Raw genomic sequence first — 16,948 nt, 5'->3', positions numbered from 1 at the left:
TCGTCGCGGCCCTGCCCGGTGCCGTCGTGTTGTTCCTGCGCCGGTCAGCCGAACAACGCGAGGTGCCCGCGGAACGCGTCGACGAGCGCGGCGAGCACGCGCTCGCCCTTGCCGGCGGTGGCGAGCGAAGGACGCCCGAGCACGCCCGACCTCGTGTAGCCCGCCAGCCCCACCGTCAGCAGATGGCGCCGGTCCTCGGCGACTGAGTCGGCCGTCTCGTAGCCGGTCCGGACCAGCTGCGGATGGGCGTGCAGCAGGATGGAGGTCTCGAGCTCGCCGGCGTGCATGTCGGTGTCGCTGGAGGTCTCCAGCCCCGCCGCCGCCCGCGCCTCGTCCCACTCGGGCAGGCCGGGGAACAGGGCCATGGCGCCCCGGCTCTCCTGCACGACGTTGGCCAGCACGTAGTTCCCACCGTGGCCGTTGACCAGCACGAGATGGCGGATTCCGCCCTGACGAAGGGAATCGGCGATGTCGGTGACCATCGAGTACAGCGTTTTCGCCGTGATGCTCACGGTTCCCGGCCACGCCGCGTGCTCGTGCGAGCACGAGATCGTGATGGGAGGCAGCAACCGCACCGGATGGGCCGAAGCGATCTCCCGCGCGAGCGTGCAGGCGATCACGGTGTCGGTCGTCAGGGGCAGGAACGCGCCGTGCTGCTCCAGACTGCCGACCGGCAGCACCGCCACCGAGGCTTCGCTCTCGCGGATTTCGGCGGTGGTGTTGAACGGCAACAGGTCCATTTGTCGTGTATACCGGGAAAGCGCGGCCCGGACCATCGGAGCAAGGGGAGCGGATGCACGAGCAGATCGTCGCCGACGAAGACGTCGCGGAGTCCGAACTGGTGACCCGCCGCGGGAAGTTCCACGCCGTCGCCTTCCGGTACGGCGGACACGAGCACATGGCACTGGTCCACGGCGAACGGCCGCCGTGCGACGACGTGCTGGTGCGGGTGCACTCGGAGTGCATGACCGGGGACATCTTCGGCGCGGTGCGCTGCGAGTGCGGCGAACAGCTCGACGCCGCGCTGGACGCGATCGTCGGCGAGGGCAGCGGCGTCTTCGTGTACCTGCGCGGTCAGGAGGGGCGCGGCATCGGGTTGGTGGCGAAGGTGCGCACGCACGTGCTGCAGGACGAGGCGGGCCTGGACACGGTGGACTCGGCCACGAGCCTGGGCCTGCCGGTGGACACCCGGGACTACACGCCGGCCGCGGGGATCCTGGCGTACCTCGGGGTGCGCTCGGTGCGGCTGATGTCCAACAACCCCGACAAGATCCGGTCGCTGGAGGAGCACGGGATCCAGGTCACCGCCCGGGTTCCGCTGCTGATGCCGCCGAGTGCGGACAACATCGCCTACCTGCGGGCGAAACGGGACCGGCTGGGCCACGATCTACCGCAGCTGGACCAGTTCGCGGTGCGCGAGCGGCATGGCTGACCACCGTGCGCTGCTGCCGGTCGCCAGGGAGGCGGTCGCGATCGCGCACCGGATCGTGCTCGCCCGCGCGCCCGTTTCGGTCACCGCCAAGGCGGAGCGCGACCTGGTGACCGATGTGGACCTGGCCGTCGAGGAGGCGGTGCGGGACTTTCTCACCAGGGAGACCCCGGAGATCGGCGTCCTCGGCGAGGAGCACGGCCGCACCGGCCCGGCGGGCGGGCTGTGGTGGGCGCTGGACCCGGTCGACGGGACGGCGAACTTCGCGCGCGGCATCCCGTTGTGCGGCACGTCCTTGGGGCTCGTCGAGGGCGGACGGGGCGTGCTCGCGGCGATCGACCTGCCGTTCCTCGGCGTGGACTACGTCGCCGTCGAAGGCTACGGCGCCTACGCGGGCGACGAGCGCATCCAGGTGTCCGGTGCGACGGATCTCGCCGACGCCGTGCTCGCGATCGGGGACTTCGCCGTGGGGGAGGGCGCCGAGGTGAAGAACCGGGCCCGGCTCACGTTGCTGGCGGAGCTGGGCGCCCGCGCGCAGCGGATCCGGATGCTCGGCACGGCCGCGATCGACCTCGCCTGGGTGGCGCAGGGAAAGCTCGAGGGCTCGGTGATCCTGGCGAACCTGCCGTGGGACACGCTGGCCGGCGTGCTGCTCGTCCGCGAAGCGGGCGGGCTGGTGCTCGACGGCGACGACACCTCGCACACCGCCGGTTCCGCGGCCACCATCGCCGTCTGCCCCGGCCTCCGCGACGAGGTCATGGCCGCGGTGCGGCGCGCGCTCGCCACCGGGTGAACCGGCCACAATCAATGTATAACGCCCTATACGGCGCGGCTTTTTACGCGAAATCATCGCGTGGCCACCTAAAAAACCCGCAAAGACGTCAGTGCGGAGGTCGCGCCGAGAGCGCGGCATGGCAGGTCCCGAGGTAGTGCCGCAGCGTGGCGGACTCGTCCGGGCCGAGGCCCGAGACCATGCGTGTCTCCAGGGCGGTGACCTCGTCGCGGAACCGGTCGAGGACGTCGCGTCCCGCATCGGTGAGCAGGATGACGCGCCGCCGCCGGTCCTCCTGGTCGTGCTGCCTGCTGATGAGGCCGCGGTCCTCCAGGGCGTTCACCATGCCCGCCATCGTCTGGTCGGTGACGAACGAGTTGCGCGCGAGCCCGGCCGTGGTGAGGCCGGACCGGCGTTCGAGCACGGTGAGCGCGGTGTACTGCAGGGACGTGATGCCGGCGGGGCGCAGGATGTCGTCGAGGCGGGCGCGGACCGCCAGCTCCAGCTGTTTGACCAGGTACAGCAGGCTCGGCGGCGCGGCGGTCTTCTGCGGTGTGGGCACCTGTACATGGTGACGCAGGCGCCCGCGGAAACGCAGGATCCCGGTAATCCGGACGTTTCGGGCGCGGAGAGTCACGGATCGGTTTCGAGTGGGAACAGAAGCACAGGAACTCTGTATGTTGCGGGCGACTCGAAGCTCACCGTGGAGGTTCCATGAGTCTCACCACCGGGCCGAAGCGGCGCACAGCCGTGCACACCCCCTCCCTGACGCCGGGCACCCGGATCGCCACCGCCATCGCCGTCTGCGTCGCCCAGGTCGGCCTCGCGATCCCCGCCGTGCTCAACGGGCTGTTCCAGCAGGACCTCGGCACGACCTCGTCCCAGCTGACCTGGATCTCCGACGCGTTCCTGGTGCCGGTGACCCTGCTGGAGCTGACCTTCGGCGTGCTCGGTGACATCTTCGGCCGCAAACGGCTGCTGATCGGCGGCAGCCTGCTGCTGGCCATCGGCGAGATCGTCAGCGTCCTGACCCCCGGCGCCGGCGTGCCGGCGGACGCGCGGGTGGCGGTGCTGTGGATCGGGCAGGCGCTCGCGGGTATCGGCGCCGCCGTGCTGTTCCCGACGTCGCTGGCGATGGTCGCCGCCGGCACGCACACCGTGCAGGCCCGCGCGCGGGGTATCGCGATCTGGGCCGCCGCGCTGTCCACCGGCGGGTTCGTGTCGCCGCTGCTGGGCGGGCTGGTGACGAAGATCGGCTGGGGCGCCGACCCGAACGCCACCTGGCGCTGGGCGTTCGTCGCGGTCTGCGTGCTGGCGCTGATCAGCGCGGGGGTCGCGTGCACCGCGCGGAACTCCTCGGCGCCCGAGGGCCGGTCGCTGGACTGGCCGGGGCAGATCACGATCGCGGTGGCCCTGTTCGCCCTGCTGTTCGCGGTGATCCAGGGCGCCACCAGCGGCTGGTCGGACGGCTGGGTGATCGGCGGGTTCGTCTTCGCCGTGGTCTTCCTGGCGCTGTTCGTGCTCGCCGAGCGGCGGTCCGCGGCGCCGCTGCTGCGGCTCGACCTGTTCCGCAACCGGGCGTTCGCGGTGAACTCGATCGTCACCGTGATCGGCATGTTCAGCTTCCTGGGCACCGCCTACGCCACGAGCATCCGGCTCTCGGCGATCCAGGAGTTCTCGCCGATGAAGACCGCGATCGCGTTCGTGCTGCTGCAGGGTTTCGCGCTGGTGCTGATGCCGCTGACCGCGCGCGTGATCCACCAGTACAACCCGCGGTGGGCGCTCGGCGCGGGGTTCCTCCTGATCGGCGCCGGCGACCTGTGGATCTCGACGCAGTCGGTGACGTCGATGTCGATCCTGCCGATCATCGCGCCGCTCGTGCTGATCGGCATCGGGTTCGCGTTCGCGCTGTCCGGTGTCACGGCGGTCGCGGTGAACACCGTGCCCAACCACCTGGCCGGGATGGCCTCGGGGACCACGAGCCAGCTGCGGGACTTCGGGTTCACGCTCGGCCCGGCGGTGATCGGGGCGATCGCGCTCAGCCAGGCGGCCTCGCAGATCCAGGGCAAGCTCGCGGGCAGCGACACGCTGCGGGCCGCGCTCGCGAAGTTCGACGGGTTGCCGGGGCAGGTGCCCGAGGGCGAGCGGGCGACCGTGGAAGCGGCGGTGGGCGCGGTGAACTCGGGCCCGCTCGGTGCCAACGCGGTGCCGTCGTCGATCCCCGGTCCCGGTGGGGCGCCGATGCCGTTCAACCCGCTCAAGGACGTCGCGTACCACGCCCTCGACCACGCCTACTCGATCGGCTACCTGGTGTGCGGGATCGCGGCGCTGGTGGCGGCCGCGCTGGCCGCCGCGGTGCTGCGCGGGAAGGCCGACCGGCCGATGGTGACCGAGGAGTCCCTGCACGACTAGGGACTGTTCCAAGTGGCTTGCGGGCCGGTGCGGGTAGCGGAACCTGAGGCGGTGCAGGCGCGGGTCGCGCGGAGGAGGCCGCCGCGGCCGGTGATCGTCGCCAAGGTCCTCGACGCCGGCCAGCAGATCGCTACCGCGATCAAGGATCTGATCCAGTTCGCGAAACAGGGCGGCGGCACCCGCCTGAGCATCGGCTAGCGGAACCGCGCTCCCGGTCTGGCGTCGGCGACGACGAACCCGGCCCGGTCGTGGACCGGGGAGCCGGGGCGGGAGACGCGCTCGACCACGCGGTAGGTGGCGGCCCATTCGCCGGGGGCGACGAGGTTGGCGACGTAGCCGCGCTGGCGGTTGACGAACCGCAGGTGCGGGTTGGCCCGCAGCTGCGCGAGGTCGCCGGGGGTGTGGTCGACGCCGTCGCCCTCGGAGGTGATGGAGGTGCCGATCAACTCGGTCGCGACCGTCGCCGAAGCCGGGACGGCGAAGTCGGCCTTGACGTCGGAGACGAAGTTCGCGTGGGCGTCGCCGGTGATGATCACGGGGTTACGGGTGCGCGCGAGGTGGTCGCGGACCTCGTCGCGCTCGGCCTCGTAGTCGTCCCACGCGTCGTCGCTGCGGGTCTGGGCGCCCGACGCGGGGTTGAGCTGCGAGAAGAACACCTGCTGTGCGAGGACGTTCCAGCGTGCGGTGGGTCCTGAGAGGTTGCGGAACAGCCAGGCCTTCTGCGCGGCGCCGAGCATCGTCCGCCCGGGATCGTCACGTTGCGCGTCGGGCACCTGCACGCTGCGGTGCTGGCGGGTGTCCAGGACGTGCAGGTCGACCAGGTCGCCGAAGGTCAGCCGGCGGTGGATGGTCATCGCGGGCCCGGCAGGGCGCTGTGCCGCCCGCAGCGGGAGGTGCTCGTAGTAGGCCTGGAACGCGTGCGCGCGGCGTTCGCGGAACTGCGCGGGCGGGATGCCGCTCTCGGAGTGGTCCCCGGCCCAGTTGTTCTCCACCTCGTGATCGTCGAACACCGCGACCCAGGGAAACGCGGCGTGCGCGGCCTGCAAGTCGGTGTCGGTCTTGTACTGGGCGAAGCGGACGCGGTAGTCGGCGAGGGTGCGGACGTCGCGGGCGGGCCGGTGGCCGCGGCCGATGCTGCCCTGCGAGCCGCCCTCGTAGATGTAGTCGCCGAGGAACACCACCAGGTCGAAGTCTTGGCGCGCGAGGTGGGCGTAGGCGTTGTAGAACCCGTCGGCGTAGTGCTGGCAGCTGGCGAAGGCGAACGCGAAGCGGTCCAGGCGGGCGCCGGGCGGGGGCGCGGTCTTCGTGCGGCCGACCGGGCTCAGCTCGTTGCCCGCGCGGAAGCGGTAGAAGTACTCCGAGCCAGGACGCAGCCCGGCGACCTCGACGTGCACCGAATGGGCCTGTTCCCCTTGTGCCACCGTGGTTCCCGACCGCACGACCTGGCTGAACGACTCGTCGGCGGCGACCTGCCAGCCGACGGGCACGGGGGCGGCCGCCATCCCGCCCAGCCCGTCCGGGGCGAGCGGGTCCGGGGCGAGGCGTGTCCACAGCACCACGGCGTCGGGGAGGGGATCGCCCGAGGCGACACCGAGGGTGAACAGCTCACGGCGTCCGGTGGGGGTGGCGACGCCGGTCAGTGCGGCGACACCGAGCGCGGCCGCGCCGCCGAGCAGCACCCGGCGGCGGATGGTGGAGGCGGGGTCGGGCATGGCGGCACCTCTTCGCGATCGGGTGAGCCTAGCGCGCTACACCCGTGACACGGGGCGACGCGGGCCGCGGTTCGCCCTCAGTCGCCCAGCTCCTTGCGCACCTGGGGCAGGACCTCGGTGCCCAGCAGCTCGATCGCGGTCATCACCTTGTCGTGCGGTACGCCGGACCAGTCCATCTGCATCGCGTACCGGTCGGCGCCGGTGAGCCTGGCGACGCTGATGATGCGGTCGGCGACCTCCCGCGGGCTGCCGGCGAAGATCGCCTGGGCGTCGCGGGTCCACTCGTCGTAGTGCGCGCGGGTGGGCACGGTCCAGCCGCGCGCGCGGGCGCCGTACTTCATCGTCTCGAGCCAGTACGGGTAGAAGGTGTCCTTGGCGTCCTGCGAGTCGCGTGCGATAAAACCGATGGCGCCCATCGTGACATGCAGGTCCTGCTTCGCGTGGCCGCCGGACTCGCCGGCTTGGCGGTACAGCTCGACCAGGGGTGCGAAGCGTTCGGGGCTACCGCCGATCACGGCGTAAACGACGGGCAGGCCGAGCAGCCCGGCGCGGATGGAGGACTCAGGGTTGCCGCCGGTGCCGATGGAGATCCGCAGGTGGCCGCGGTACGGGCGGGGCAGGATGCGCGCGTTCTCCAGCGGTGGCCGGTACTTGCCGGACCAGGTGATGGGGTCCTCGCGGTCGATGCGCAGCAGCAGCGCGAGCTTCTGCTCGAACAGCTCGTCGTACTCGGCGAGGTCCGCGCCGTAGAGCGGGAAGGACTCGGTGAAGGAGCCGCGGCCCGCGAGCAGCTCGGCGCGGCCGCGGCTGAGCTGGTCGAGCGTGCTGAACTGCTGGTAGAGGCGGACCGGGTCCTCTGTGGACAGTACGGTGACGGCGCTGCTGAGGGTGATCTGCCGGGTGATGCTCGCGGCGGCGGCGAGGACGGTGCCGGGGCTGGAGATGGCGTACTGGTCGAGGTGGTGCTCGCCGAGGCCGTAGAACGACAGTCCCAGCTCGTCGGCGAGCTTGATGCGGTCGAGGGTCTGCGCGAGCTTGTCCGCCACCGGGACCTGCTCGCCCGTGCGGGGGTCGGCGTGGCGGTCGCCGAAGCTGTAGATGCCGAGTTCCATCGTGCCCGTTCCCATTCGTTGACGTGTCACCCACCCTAACGGCGATGCCCCGCCGATTAGTCCGCGCGCCCGGCCGGAGACGGTGACGGGCCCGTGCCACGGTCCTATGATCGGGCGATGACCAGCAGCCCGGCGGTGCAGGCCGACCCGGTGCGCCCGCTGCCCCCGGCCGCTCACGTGCGGCCGGGATGGCTGCCGGTGTGGTCGAAGGCCGCGGCGATGCGCGCGGTGCGGGCGACGGTCGTGGTGCCGGGGATGTTCGCCCTGGGGTACACGGTGATCGGCGACCTGCAGTTGGCGACCTTCGCGGCGTTCGGCGGGTTCGCGACGCTCGTGCTGGCCGCCTTCGGCGGCGGGTGGCGGGACAAGCTGCTGGCGCACCTCGGGCTGGCGGTGACCGGGAGCGTGCTGCTGGTGATCGGCACCGCGGTGAACTCGTCGATCGTGCTGGCATCGCTGGTGACGATCCCGGTGGCGTTCGTGGTGCTGTTCGCCGGAGTGGGCGGGCCGAACGCGGCGTCGGCGGGCACGGCCGCGTTGCTCGCCTACGTCCTGCCCGCCGCTTCGCCGGGGACGATGAGCATGGTTCCGGAGCGCCTCGAAGGCTGGTGGCTGGCTTCGGTGGCGGGCACGATCGCGGTGCTCGTGTTCTCCCCGCGCTTGCCGGGCTTCGCGGTGCGGACCGCCGCCGCGCGCAGTGCCCGCGCGCTCGCCGGCCAGCTGGAGGCGTCGCTGCGCGGGGACGCCGATTCGCGGTACCGCACCGCGTCGATCGAGGCGAAGCACGAGCTGATGGCGACGTTCACGTCGACCCCGTACCGGCCGACCGGGCTGGCGACGGCGGACCAGGCGCTCGACAGCCTGGTCGGGCTGCTGGAGTGGTGCACGTTCGTGGTCACCGACAGCCTGCGCGAATACGGCGATCTGAGGCGCGTGCCCGAGGTGGAACGGCAGCTGCTCGCCGACACCAGTGCGGTGCTGCGCGCCATCGGGGACCTGCTGGACGGGCAGCGGCCCCAGGTCGAGCTCGGCCCGCTGGAACGGAGTCTGGCGGCGAGCGTCGACTACCTGGCGCGGCTGAGCACCGACGGCGACGGGTACGCCGAGGCGCTGCACCTGTCGTTCCACGCGCGGACGACGGCGGTCGCCGCGCACACCGCGATGGCGGACACGCTGATCGCGGTCGGCCGGGCCGAGCCGGACGTCGTGTCGGGTGGGCGGCGTCGCTGGTACGGGCAGGGCTTCGAGGACTCCGCGGTGGGCGAGCGGCGGCTCGCCGGGCTGGCGACGGCCGCGGGCGCGGTGTCGCGGCACGCGAGCCTGCGGTCGGTGTGGTTCCTCAACAGCGCCCGCGGCGCGCTGGCGCTCGCGGCCGCGGTGGCGGTCGCGGACCTGACGGGGGTCGAGCACGGGTTCTGGGTGGTGCTGGGCACCTTGTCGGTGCTGCGCACCAACGCGGCTTCGACGGGGGCGACGGCGTTGCGCGCCTTGCTGGGCACGGCGATCGGGTTCGTCCTCGGCGCCTTGTTGCTGCTGGTGGTCGGGACGGGTGCGGGCGCGCTGTGGATCGCGTTGCCGGTCGCGGTGCTCGTGGCGGCGTACGCCCCGGGTGCGCTGCCGTTCGCGGCCGGGCAGGCGGCGTTCACGGTGGTGGTGTCGGTGCTGTACAACCTGCTGGTGCCGGCGGGGTGGCAGATCGGCGTGGTGCGCATCGAGGACGTGGCCCTGGGCTGTGGGGTGAGCATCGTGGTCGGGGTGTTGTTCTGGCCGCGGGGCGCCGCGTCGCTGGTGGGCGACGACCTCGCGGACGCGTTGCGGACCGGCGGGGCGTATCTGGCGGAGGCGGCGGACTGGGCGCTCGGGCTGCGGCACACCTCGCCGGTGGCGGCGCCCGCGATCACGGCCGGGGTGCGGCTCGACGACGCGTTGCGCGGGTTCCTCACCGAGCAGGGCGCGAAGCGGGTGCCGCGGGAGGATCTGTGGCGGCTGGTCGCCGGCACCGTCCGGGTCCGGCTGACCGCCCATTCGCTGGCGGGGTTGCCGAACCCGGAGGCGGGGCCGGACCCGGTGCGGCTGGTGCTGAGCGAGCAGGCGGGGCAGTTGGCGGCCTGGTACGACCACCTGGCCTCCCGGCTGGACCGCACCGATCACGGTGGCGTGCCGGTGCTGTCGCCGCCGGAGTACCGGGACCCGCTCGCCGAGGGGGTGTCGGTGGGGGAGCTGTCGTGCGCATTGTGGGTCAGCGAGCACCTCAAGCACCTCACCCCGCGGTTGGCCGAGCTCGTCGGGCCGGCGACCGTGGTGGCCGCGCAGCGGCACCGGCCGTGGTGGCGGTGATCAGGGTTTCCTCTACGGGGCAAGGCTTCCCGTGCAGGTCGGTGCCACCGGGGTACTGCAGGGCGTGTGGCACCCGGCGCGGTTCGTCGAGCTGGTCGCCGAACACGGCATCACCTACACCTCCGCGGCGACGCCGTTCCTGCACGACACCCTCAACGCGCCGAACCTCGCCGCACCCGGTGTGTCCACATTGGAGCGGTTCTGTTGCATGGGGGCGCCGATCCCGCGGGCGATCGTGCGCGAGGCGCGGCGGAAGCTTGCCCGGGCTCGTCGTGCTCGGCGGGTGGGGGCAGAGCGAGAACGGCCTGGTGACCCGGACGACAAGCTGGTCGACACCGACGGCTACCCCTGGCCGGGCATGCGCATCCGGGTCGTCGACGCCGAGGGCCGCGTGCCGGCGCCGGGGCAGGAGGGGCGGCTGCAGGTGCGAGAACATCCCCGTCGCCTACGTCGAGAACGTGCTCTACGAGAGCCCGAAGCTCGCCGGGGTCGCGCTCGTCGCGGTGCCCGACCCCGCGCCTGCAGGAACGCGCGTGCGCCTGCGTGGTGCTCGCCCCCGGTGCGAGCGGGTTCACCTTCGCCGAGGTCCAGAAGTTCCAGCTGCCCGATCGGCTCGCCACCAGCCTGGACTAGACCTTCTGCCCGGCTCTGAGCTGCGGTTTCCGCGGAGCCCCCCGAATGCGACTTTCGGACTCTTCCCTCGCGCGCGGTTGTGGAATATGTTGTGAGCCGCAACATTGCTCATCGTCGAGCGTGAAGGGAATCTCGATGCCGAGAACCACCCTTGACGTGCCCGCCGCGGTTTCGCCGCGCCCGGGCACGCCGGCGTCACTGGGCAGCACCGCCGGCCGTCTCAAACCCCGGGGCGGCGGCTTCCGGAGGCACCGCCGCCGGCGCTGAGCGCCGATCCATCCCCGCATCACCCACCGGGCCGCGCGAGCGCGCATGGCCCGATCTCGTCCTGCGCACAACCTGCAACGAAGGAGGACTGCGTGAGAACGCACGTACCCAGACGCGCCCGCTTCGCCGGCGCCGTGCTCGCGGTCGCCGCGGTGACCGCCACCGCGGTGCCCGCCGCCGCCGCGGCCCCGGACACCGCCGAACGGACCCCCGCCTACCTCAACGCGCGGCTCCCGGTCGCCCAGCGGGTCTCGGACCTGCTCGGCCGGATGACCCTCGCGGAGAAGGTCGGCCAGATGACCCAGGCCGAGCGCGGCGCGGTCGACGCCGACCAGCAGCAGATCACGGACCTCGCCCTCGGTTCCGTGCTCTCCGGCGGCGGCTCGACCCCCACGCCCAACACCCCCGAGGCGTGGGCGGACATGGTCGACGGCTACCAGTCGCGGGCGCTGGCCACCCGGCTGCACATCCCGCTGCTCTACGGCATCGACTCGGTGCACGGCGACAACAACCTCGTCGGCGCCACGATCTTCCCGCACAACGTCGGCCTCGGCGCAACCCGCGACCCGGGCCTGGTGGCCGACGTCGAGCACATCACCGCCACCGAGACCAGGGCCACCGGCCCGCAGTGGGTCTTCGCCCCGTGCGTCTGCGTGACCCGCGACGAGCGCTGGGGCCGCACCTACGAAAGCTTCGGCGAGGACCCGAAGCTGGTGCAGCAGATGGAAACCGCCATCGACGGGTTCCAGGGCGACGGCAGCAAGGACCTCGACAACCGCGACCGCGTGCTGGCCACCGCCAAGCACTACGCCGGGGACGGGGACACCACCTACGGCACCTCCACCAACGGCACCTACAAGATCGACCAGGGTGTCACGATCACCGACTGGCAGCACTTCGCCCAGACCGACCTCGCGCCCTACGTCACGGCCGTGCAGCAGCACGACGTCGGCAGCATCATGCCGTCGTACTCCAGCGTGCAGTGGACGGACCGGGCGGGCAGCACCCCGGTGAAGATGACCGCGAACAAAGAGCTGCTGACCGACGTGCTGAAGCAGAAGATCGGCTTCGACGGGTTCCTGATCAGCGACTGGGAGGCGATCCACCAGCTGCCCGGTGACTACGCGACGCAGGTCCGCACGGCGGTCAACGCCGGGATCGACATGTTCATGGAGCCCAACAGCGCCCCGCAGTTCGAGCAGACGCTGCTGGGCGAGGTACAGGCCGGGCGCGTGCCGATGTCGCGCATCAACGACGCGGTCAGCCGGATCCTGAAGTCGAAGTTCGAGCTGGGCCTGTTCGAGCACCCCTACACCGACCGGACGAACATCGGCACGGTGGGCTCGGCGCAGCACCGCGCGGTCGCCCGGCAGGCGGTCGCGGAGTCCCAGGTACTGCTGAAGAACTCCGACAAGGCGCTGCCGCTCAAGCCGTCGCAGAAGATCTACGTCGCGGGCGTCAACGCCAACGACCTGGGCAACCAGGCCGGTGGCTGGACGGTGACCTGGCAGGGCCAGTCCGGGAACACCAGCTTCCCCGGCACCACGATTCTGCAGGGCATCCAGCAGGCCGCGAAGAACGTGACCTACAGCGCGGACGCCTCGGCGCCCACCGCCGGTGCGGACGTCGGCGTCGTGGTGATCGGCGAGACGCCCTACGCCGAGGGCGTCGGCGACGTCGGCAACGGCCACACGCTGAACATCTCCGCGGCCGACCGGGCCAACATCGACAAGGTGTGCGGCGCGATCAAGACCTGCGTCGTGCTCGACGTTGCCGGCCGTCCGCAGATCGTCACCGACGAACTGTCCAAGATGGACGCTTTCGTGATGTCCTGGCTGCCCGGCAGCGAGGGCGCCGGGGTGGCGGACGTGCTGTTCGGCACGAAGCCGTTCACCGGCAAGCTGTCGGTCACCTGGCCGCGCAGCGAGGACCAGGAGCCGATCAACGTCGGCGACCGGAACTACCAGCCGCTGTTCCCCTACGGCTACGGGCTCACCACTCACCGGTAGCCCGCGCGGATCCGGTGCCCGCCCGTTCCCGCGGCGGCGGGCACCGGGTCATTCCTTCCCGGCCTCCCGGCGGGCCCGGGCGCGGCGCTTGCCCTCGTGCATCGCCTGCACCCGGGCCACCGGGATGGCCCTGCCCTCCTCGACGACCTCGACGGGCAGCCGCTGCGGCGGCGGCATCAGCTCGGCCCACGGGTCGCGCTCGCCGAGCGCGGCCAGTGCGGTGTGCACGGTGAAGTCGCCGGGCGCGACCGAGTCGAGCTCCTCCCACGGCAGCGGGAACGACACCGGCAGGCCGGGCCGGACCCGCGGGCTGTACACCGAGACCACCGTCGCGCCGCCGGCCCGGGTGGAGTCGAGGAAGACCTTGCCGCCGCGGTCCTCCCGGATGAACGCCGTCGTCGCGAGCAGCGGATCGAGCCGCTCCGCCCTGGCGGCCAGCGCCCGGCCCGCCGCCGCGGCCTCCTCGGCCGTCACCTGTCCGGTCAGGGGCACGAACACGTGCACCCCCTTGGCGCCGCTGGTCTTCACCGCGCCCGCGAGACCGGCGTCGGCCAGCGCCTGCCGCACCAGGTGCGCGGCCCGCACCGCGAGGGCGAACGAGCCGTCCTGCTCGGGCGGGTCGAGGTCGAGCACCAGATGCGTCGGATGCTCCGGCTCGCCCGCCCGGACCAGCGCCGGGTGGTACTCGATCGCGCGCTGGTTGGCGAACCACAGCAGGGTCGGGCGGTCGTCGCAGAGGGCGTAGGAGACCCGGCGCTGCGAGCTCTCCGCCCACATCGTCGTCCGCGGCACCCAGGAGGGGGTGTACTTGGGCAGGTTCTTCTGCATGAACGCGTCCTGGCCGCGCAGCACCCGCACCACCGACAGTGGCCGGTCGCGCAGGTGCCCGACCAGCCGGCCGGCGACCGCGTCGAGGTAGTCCACGAGATCGCGCTTCACGGCCCCGGCCCCGTCGAACAGGCCCTGGTCCAGATGGGTCAGCGAAACACCCTCGCGTACCTCGTCAGCGCTCATCCGACCAGCTAACCAACACCGGGCGGGCACGGCAACGTCCCTTGTGGACCAGGACGGCACTGGTGCCGGGCGCGCCGCCGCGCCGTAGGTTGGAGGCAGCCGCAACCGGAGGTGGGACGTGACCGAGACAGGCCCGCAGGACGAGGCCGCCACGCTGTGCACGGCAGCGGAGGAGCTACGCCGCAGGATGCGGGCCGACGGCCCGGTCGCGGTGAACATCGAGTACGTGCTGTTCGCGGTGGCCCGGCTGCTCGACGAGCTCGGCAAGGCACTGGCCACCGGCCATCACCTCGAGCACCACGCCGCCGACGCCGCGCTCGAGATCGCCCACCACGTGCTGCACCGCGACCAGGCCGGGCACACCCTGCGCCACCCCGACCAGGGGGACGCCTAGCTTGCACCGCTACCCGCACCGGCTCGCAAGCCACCTCTGAAACAATCCCTAGGACTGCGGCAGCGTCAGGGGTTCGCCCCGCAGCCACAGCACCGGGCCCGCGCACTGCCACTGGCCCGGCAGCCACCGGCCGGCGAACTGCCCGGCCATTCCCGCGGCCTGGCAGAGATAGCCGCTGCCGAAGTCCTGTACCTGGGTCCAGCCCGTCGCTGGGTGCCGGCGGCGCCGTGGCGGCGGAGGCCGGGGCCTGTGCCAGGGCCAGCGCGGTGCCGAGCGCGGCGGCCGTGGTCAGGGAACGGGTGATGATGCGGTTCAGGTGCTCTCCTCGTGTCGTGTGCGTTGCGGGTCCCACCACCACGCGATGGCGGGAATGGGCAGCGGGTCGCGCCGCGGGTCCGACGGCTCGTCGGCCCAGGACGGGCCGCGCGGCGCCGGAACGTCGCCGTAGGCGGTGTATCGGGGCACCCGCAGCGCCCAGTCGGTGTTGCCGCGGATGGCGTGCCCGAGGCAGCGCAGGTAGGTGCCCAGCGCGTGGCTGTGCGGCGCGGCCAGGACGTCCTCGCGCAGGCTCAGGAACCGGGCCATCACCCGGTCCCGCAGGCCGTAGGCCTCGGCGAGGGCGCGGGCGGGTGGCAGGCCCTCGTGCACCCGCAGGACGTTGATCAGGTTCTGGTCGGTGTGCCGCTCGTCGGTCTCCCTCCGGTAGGAGTGCAGGTCGTTGTCCCACGAGGCGACGAGCATGGCCATCTCGGTGAGCGCGCGCACGGCAGGCGAGTCCATCTCCGGAGCCGGCACCTCCTCGCCCATCGCGATCTCCAGCATCGCCAGCGTGGGCGGCCCGCCCGCGCCGTTGAGCCGCATCGCGGTGTAGTCGGCGAGCGTCGGCATCCGCCCGGCCGCGCAGTTGGCCACCTGCCACGCCACGCCGAACAGCCACGCCCGGTGCGCCTCGGTGAACCGGCGGACCTGCACGGGGGTCGCGCAGGCGTGGAAGCGGCGGCCGATGTCCTGCAGGGCCGCGACGAACGGGTCGTTGCCCGGCGGGGCCTGCCACGGGTTCTCCAGTGCCCGCTGCAGCGGCCCGGCCATGGCGAGGAACCGCTGCGGGTCGGCACTGAACTTGCCGTGGTCGCACCGGGCGTCGTCGAACGCGAACCCCCAGTAGACCCAGTGCACCGCCGCCTGCAGCCCGTCCCGGCACGCGTCCGGGGCGAACCGGGCGTAGAACTCGGCGCTGTTCGTGGCGAGGATCCGGGCGCGGCCGGTCTCGTCGCGGTAGAACCGGAGGCGGTCGATCCACCTGACCGCCTCCTGCTCGACCTCGTCCACGCTGTCGTGGATCGCCGAGTCGATGGGGCAGTAGAACGGGCGCAGCTCGAGTGTCGTCATGGGGCGGCTCCTGGAATTTCCCTGCGGCACCGGAAATCGGTGCGGGGAAAGAAGATTTCGCGTTTTCGGCGAGTGCCGGTGCATTCCACTATGACCACCACCGCCGATTCCCTTCAAGACCCGTCACGCGAACGAGTAGCGGATTGTCCGTGTCACACAAGGGATTACCCGCCGTTCCTGCTTCGCCCACACGGTGCGCCGGTCCTCCTCGGACGAGTGGTGCAGGCCGCCCCCTGGTTTTTCCCGGCGAGCCGGTGTTACTTCCGGGGACACGGCGTGCGTGCGCCGTGTGCCCAAAATCCGCGAGGAGGACCCATGCCAGCTCGGCTCACCGAGGTGTCCGTGCCGCCGCGTCCGCGGCCGCCGGCGGAAGCTGACTTCGGGTGGCTGCGGCGGGCCGTCGACGCCGAGCTCGAGGAGTTCCTCGACGGACAGGCGCGTCATCCGCTCGACGCGTGCCTGCCGCCACTGGTCGACGTGCTGCGCGAATTCGTCGGCGGCGGCAAACGGGTGCACCCGCTGTTCTGCTACTGCGGCTGGCTCGCCGCGGGCGGTGAACCCGGCGGCAGCCCGCTGGGCAAGGTCGGCGCCGCGCTGGAGCTGTTCCACACCTTCGCGCTCATCCACGACGACGTCATGGACGCCTCGGACCGGCGGCGCGGCCGCCCGACGGTGCACCGCGTGCTCGCGGGCCGCTACCACGGCAAGGACCCCGCCGCCGCGGCCCGGTTCGGGGTCGACGCGGCGATCCTGCTCGGCGACCTGTGCCACGCCTGGTCGGACGAGCTGCTCTGCGCGGCGGGGGAACGCTGGCGCCGCCGGGTGGAGCCGGTGCTGCACGTGATGCGCACCCAGGTCATGGCCGGGCAGTACCTCGACCTGGCGGGGGAGTGGGCCGAGGACTCCCTCGACCGCAGCTGGCGCACCCTGCGGCACAAGACGGCCGGGTACACGGTGGAACGCCCGCTGCAGATCGGGGTGATGCTCGCCGAGGGCGGACCGGAGGCGCTGCGGCTGTGCACCACGTACGGGCGCCCGCTCGGCGAGGCCTTCCAGCTGCGTGACGACCTGCTCGGCGTGTTCGGCAGACCCGGGGTCACCGGCAAGTCCACCCTCGACGACCTGCGCGAGGGCAAGCGGACCGTGCTGATGGCGCTGACCTGGCGGCGGGCGAGTCCGCGCCAGCGCGCGATCATCCGCGAGCTGCACGGCGACCCGGCACTCGACGACGCCGGTGCCGAGCGGCTGCGCTCGGTGATCACCCGGACGGGCGCCGACCGCGCTGTCGCCGAGCTCATCGAGGTCAAGACCGAGAAGGCACTGGCGGCGCTCGATGGCGCCACCATCCCGGGCGGTGCCCGCGTGGCGTGCGCCGAGCTGGCCCACGCCGCGACCCGGCGCGCCCGCTGACCGCGAAAGGAGCTTCAGTGTCCACAAAGGATCGTGTCCTGCGCGCGGTCGACCTGCA

The 16,948-nt window shown here is 72.2% G+C and carries 13 protein-coding genes and 1 pseudogene; 8 read left to right on the top strand and 6 right to left on the bottom strand.

From position 1 onward, the window contains the following. Window positions 1–44: 44 nt before the first annotated feature. Complete coding sequence (locus LWP59_RS19505; protein WP_144638628.1) at window positions 45–740, bottom strand: creatininase family protein; 696 nt, start codon at window positions 738–740, stop codon at window positions 45–47. Window positions 741–793: 53 nt separating this feature from the next. Between LWP59_RS19505 and LWP59_RS19500 the strand changes: the two genes are divergently transcribed. Continuing rightward, the gene (locus LWP59_RS19500; protein WP_144638630.1) at window positions 794–1,432 is read left to right on the top strand and encodes a GTP cyclohydrolase II; all 639 of its coding nucleotides are present in this window, start codon (window positions 794–796) and stop codon (window positions 1,430–1,432) included. Further along, on the top strand, window positions 1,425–2,222 hold the full coding sequence (locus tag LWP59_RS19495; RefSeq protein ID WP_144638632.1) for an inositol monophosphatase family protein: 798 nt from the start codon (window positions 1,425–1,427) through the stop codon (window positions 2,220–2,222). The genes LWP59_RS19500 and LWP59_RS19495 overlap by 8 nt, the downstream gene beginning before the upstream one ends. An 88-nt stretch (window positions 2,223–2,310) precedes the next feature. On the opposite strand, the gene LWP59_RS19490 is transcribed toward LWP59_RS19495, so the two are convergent. After that, entirely contained in the window at window positions 2,311–2,763 is a 453-nt protein-coding gene (locus LWP59_RS19490; RefSeq protein WP_229857514.1) for a MarR family winged helix-turn-helix transcriptional regulator, read from the bottom strand. Window positions 2,764–2,915: 152 nt separating this feature from the next. On the opposite strand from LWP59_RS19490, the gene LWP59_RS19485 reads away from it, so the two are divergent. Beyond that, entirely contained in the window at window positions 2,916–4,613 is a 1,698-nt protein-coding gene (locus LWP59_RS19485; protein ID WP_144638634.1) for an MFS transporter, read from the top strand. A gap of 194 nt (window positions 4,614–4,807) precedes the next feature. On the opposite strand, the gene LWP59_RS19480 is transcribed toward LWP59_RS19485, so the two are convergent. Beyond that, window positions 4,808–6,325 (bottom strand): alkaline phosphatase D family protein, encoded by a 1,518-nt coding sequence (locus LWP59_RS19480; protein WP_144638636.1) that lies wholly within the window; start codon window positions 6,323–6,325, stop codon window positions 4,808–4,810. A gap of 77 nt (window positions 6,326–6,402) precedes the next feature. Then, window positions 6,403–7,437, bottom strand: a complete 1,035-nt coding sequence (locus LWP59_RS19475; protein WP_144638763.1) for an LLM class flavin-dependent oxidoreductase — start codon at window positions 7,435–7,437, stop codon at window positions 6,403–6,405. 117 nt (window positions 7,438–7,554) lie between these two features. Here LWP59_RS19475 and LWP59_RS40385 point away from each other — a divergent pair, with 117 nt between their 5' ends. From LWP59_RS40385 to LWP59_RS19465, 3 genes and pseudogenes are all read left to right on the top strand, one after another. Then, a complete protein-coding gene (locus LWP59_RS40385; RefSeq protein ID WP_144638638.1) occupies window positions 7,555–9,774 on the top strand; it encodes an FUSC family protein in 2,220 nt (739 codons plus the stop codon). Between the two features lie 31 nt (window positions 9,775–9,805). Then, window positions 9,806–10,144 (top strand): annotated as a pseudogene (locus LWP59_RS41075) (cyclohexanecarboxylate-CoA ligase); the annotation flags it as partial. 622 nt (window positions 10,145–10,766) lie between these two features. Further along, window positions 10,767–12,683: a glycoside hydrolase family 3 protein gene (locus tag LWP59_RS19465; protein WP_222425536.1), complete on the top strand. Its 1,917-nt coding sequence runs from the start codon at window positions 10,767–10,769 to the stop codon at window positions 12,681–12,683. A gap of 48 nt (window positions 12,684–12,731) precedes the next feature. Here LWP59_RS19465 and LWP59_RS19460 read toward each other — a convergent pair whose 3' ends face one another. Further along, a complete protein-coding gene (locus LWP59_RS19460) occupies window positions 12,732–13,697 on the bottom strand; it encodes a DNA polymerase domain-containing protein (protein WP_144638642.1) in 966 nt (321 codons plus the stop codon). A gap of 118 nt (window positions 13,698–13,815) precedes the next feature. Between LWP59_RS19460 and LWP59_RS19455 the strand changes: the two genes are divergently transcribed. Beyond that, window positions 13,816–14,091 carry a hypothetical protein gene (locus LWP59_RS19455; protein WP_144638644.1) on the top strand — a complete coding sequence of 92 codons (276 nt, stop codon included), beginning with the start codon at window positions 13,816–13,818 and terminating at the stop codon, window positions 14,089–14,091. A gap of 312 nt (window positions 14,092–14,403) precedes the next feature. Here the strand turns inward: LWP59_RS19455 and LWP59_RS19450 are convergent, their stop codons facing one another. Next, on the bottom strand, window positions 14,404–15,480 hold the full coding sequence (locus LWP59_RS19450) for a terpene synthase family protein (RefSeq protein WP_144638646.1): 1,077 nt from the start codon (window positions 15,478–15,480) through the stop codon (window positions 14,404–14,406). A gap of 315 nt (window positions 15,481–15,795) precedes the next feature. On the opposite strand from LWP59_RS19450, the gene LWP59_RS19445 reads away from it, so the two are divergent. Continuing rightward, the gene (locus LWP59_RS19445; RefSeq protein WP_144638648.1) at window positions 15,796–16,890 is read left to right on the top strand and encodes a polyprenyl synthetase family protein; all 1,095 of its coding nucleotides are present in this window, start codon (window positions 15,796–15,798) and stop codon (window positions 16,888–16,890) included. The last annotated feature ends 58 nt before the right edge of the window (window positions 16,891–16,948 follow it).

Source organism: Amycolatopsis acidiphila (assembly GCF_021391495.1).
Lineage (GTDB): Bacteria > Actinomycetota > Actinomycetes > Mycobacteriales > Pseudonocardiaceae > Amycolatopsis_E > Amycolatopsis_E acidiphila.
This window is presented reverse-complemented; position numbering and strand designations above follow the sequence as displayed.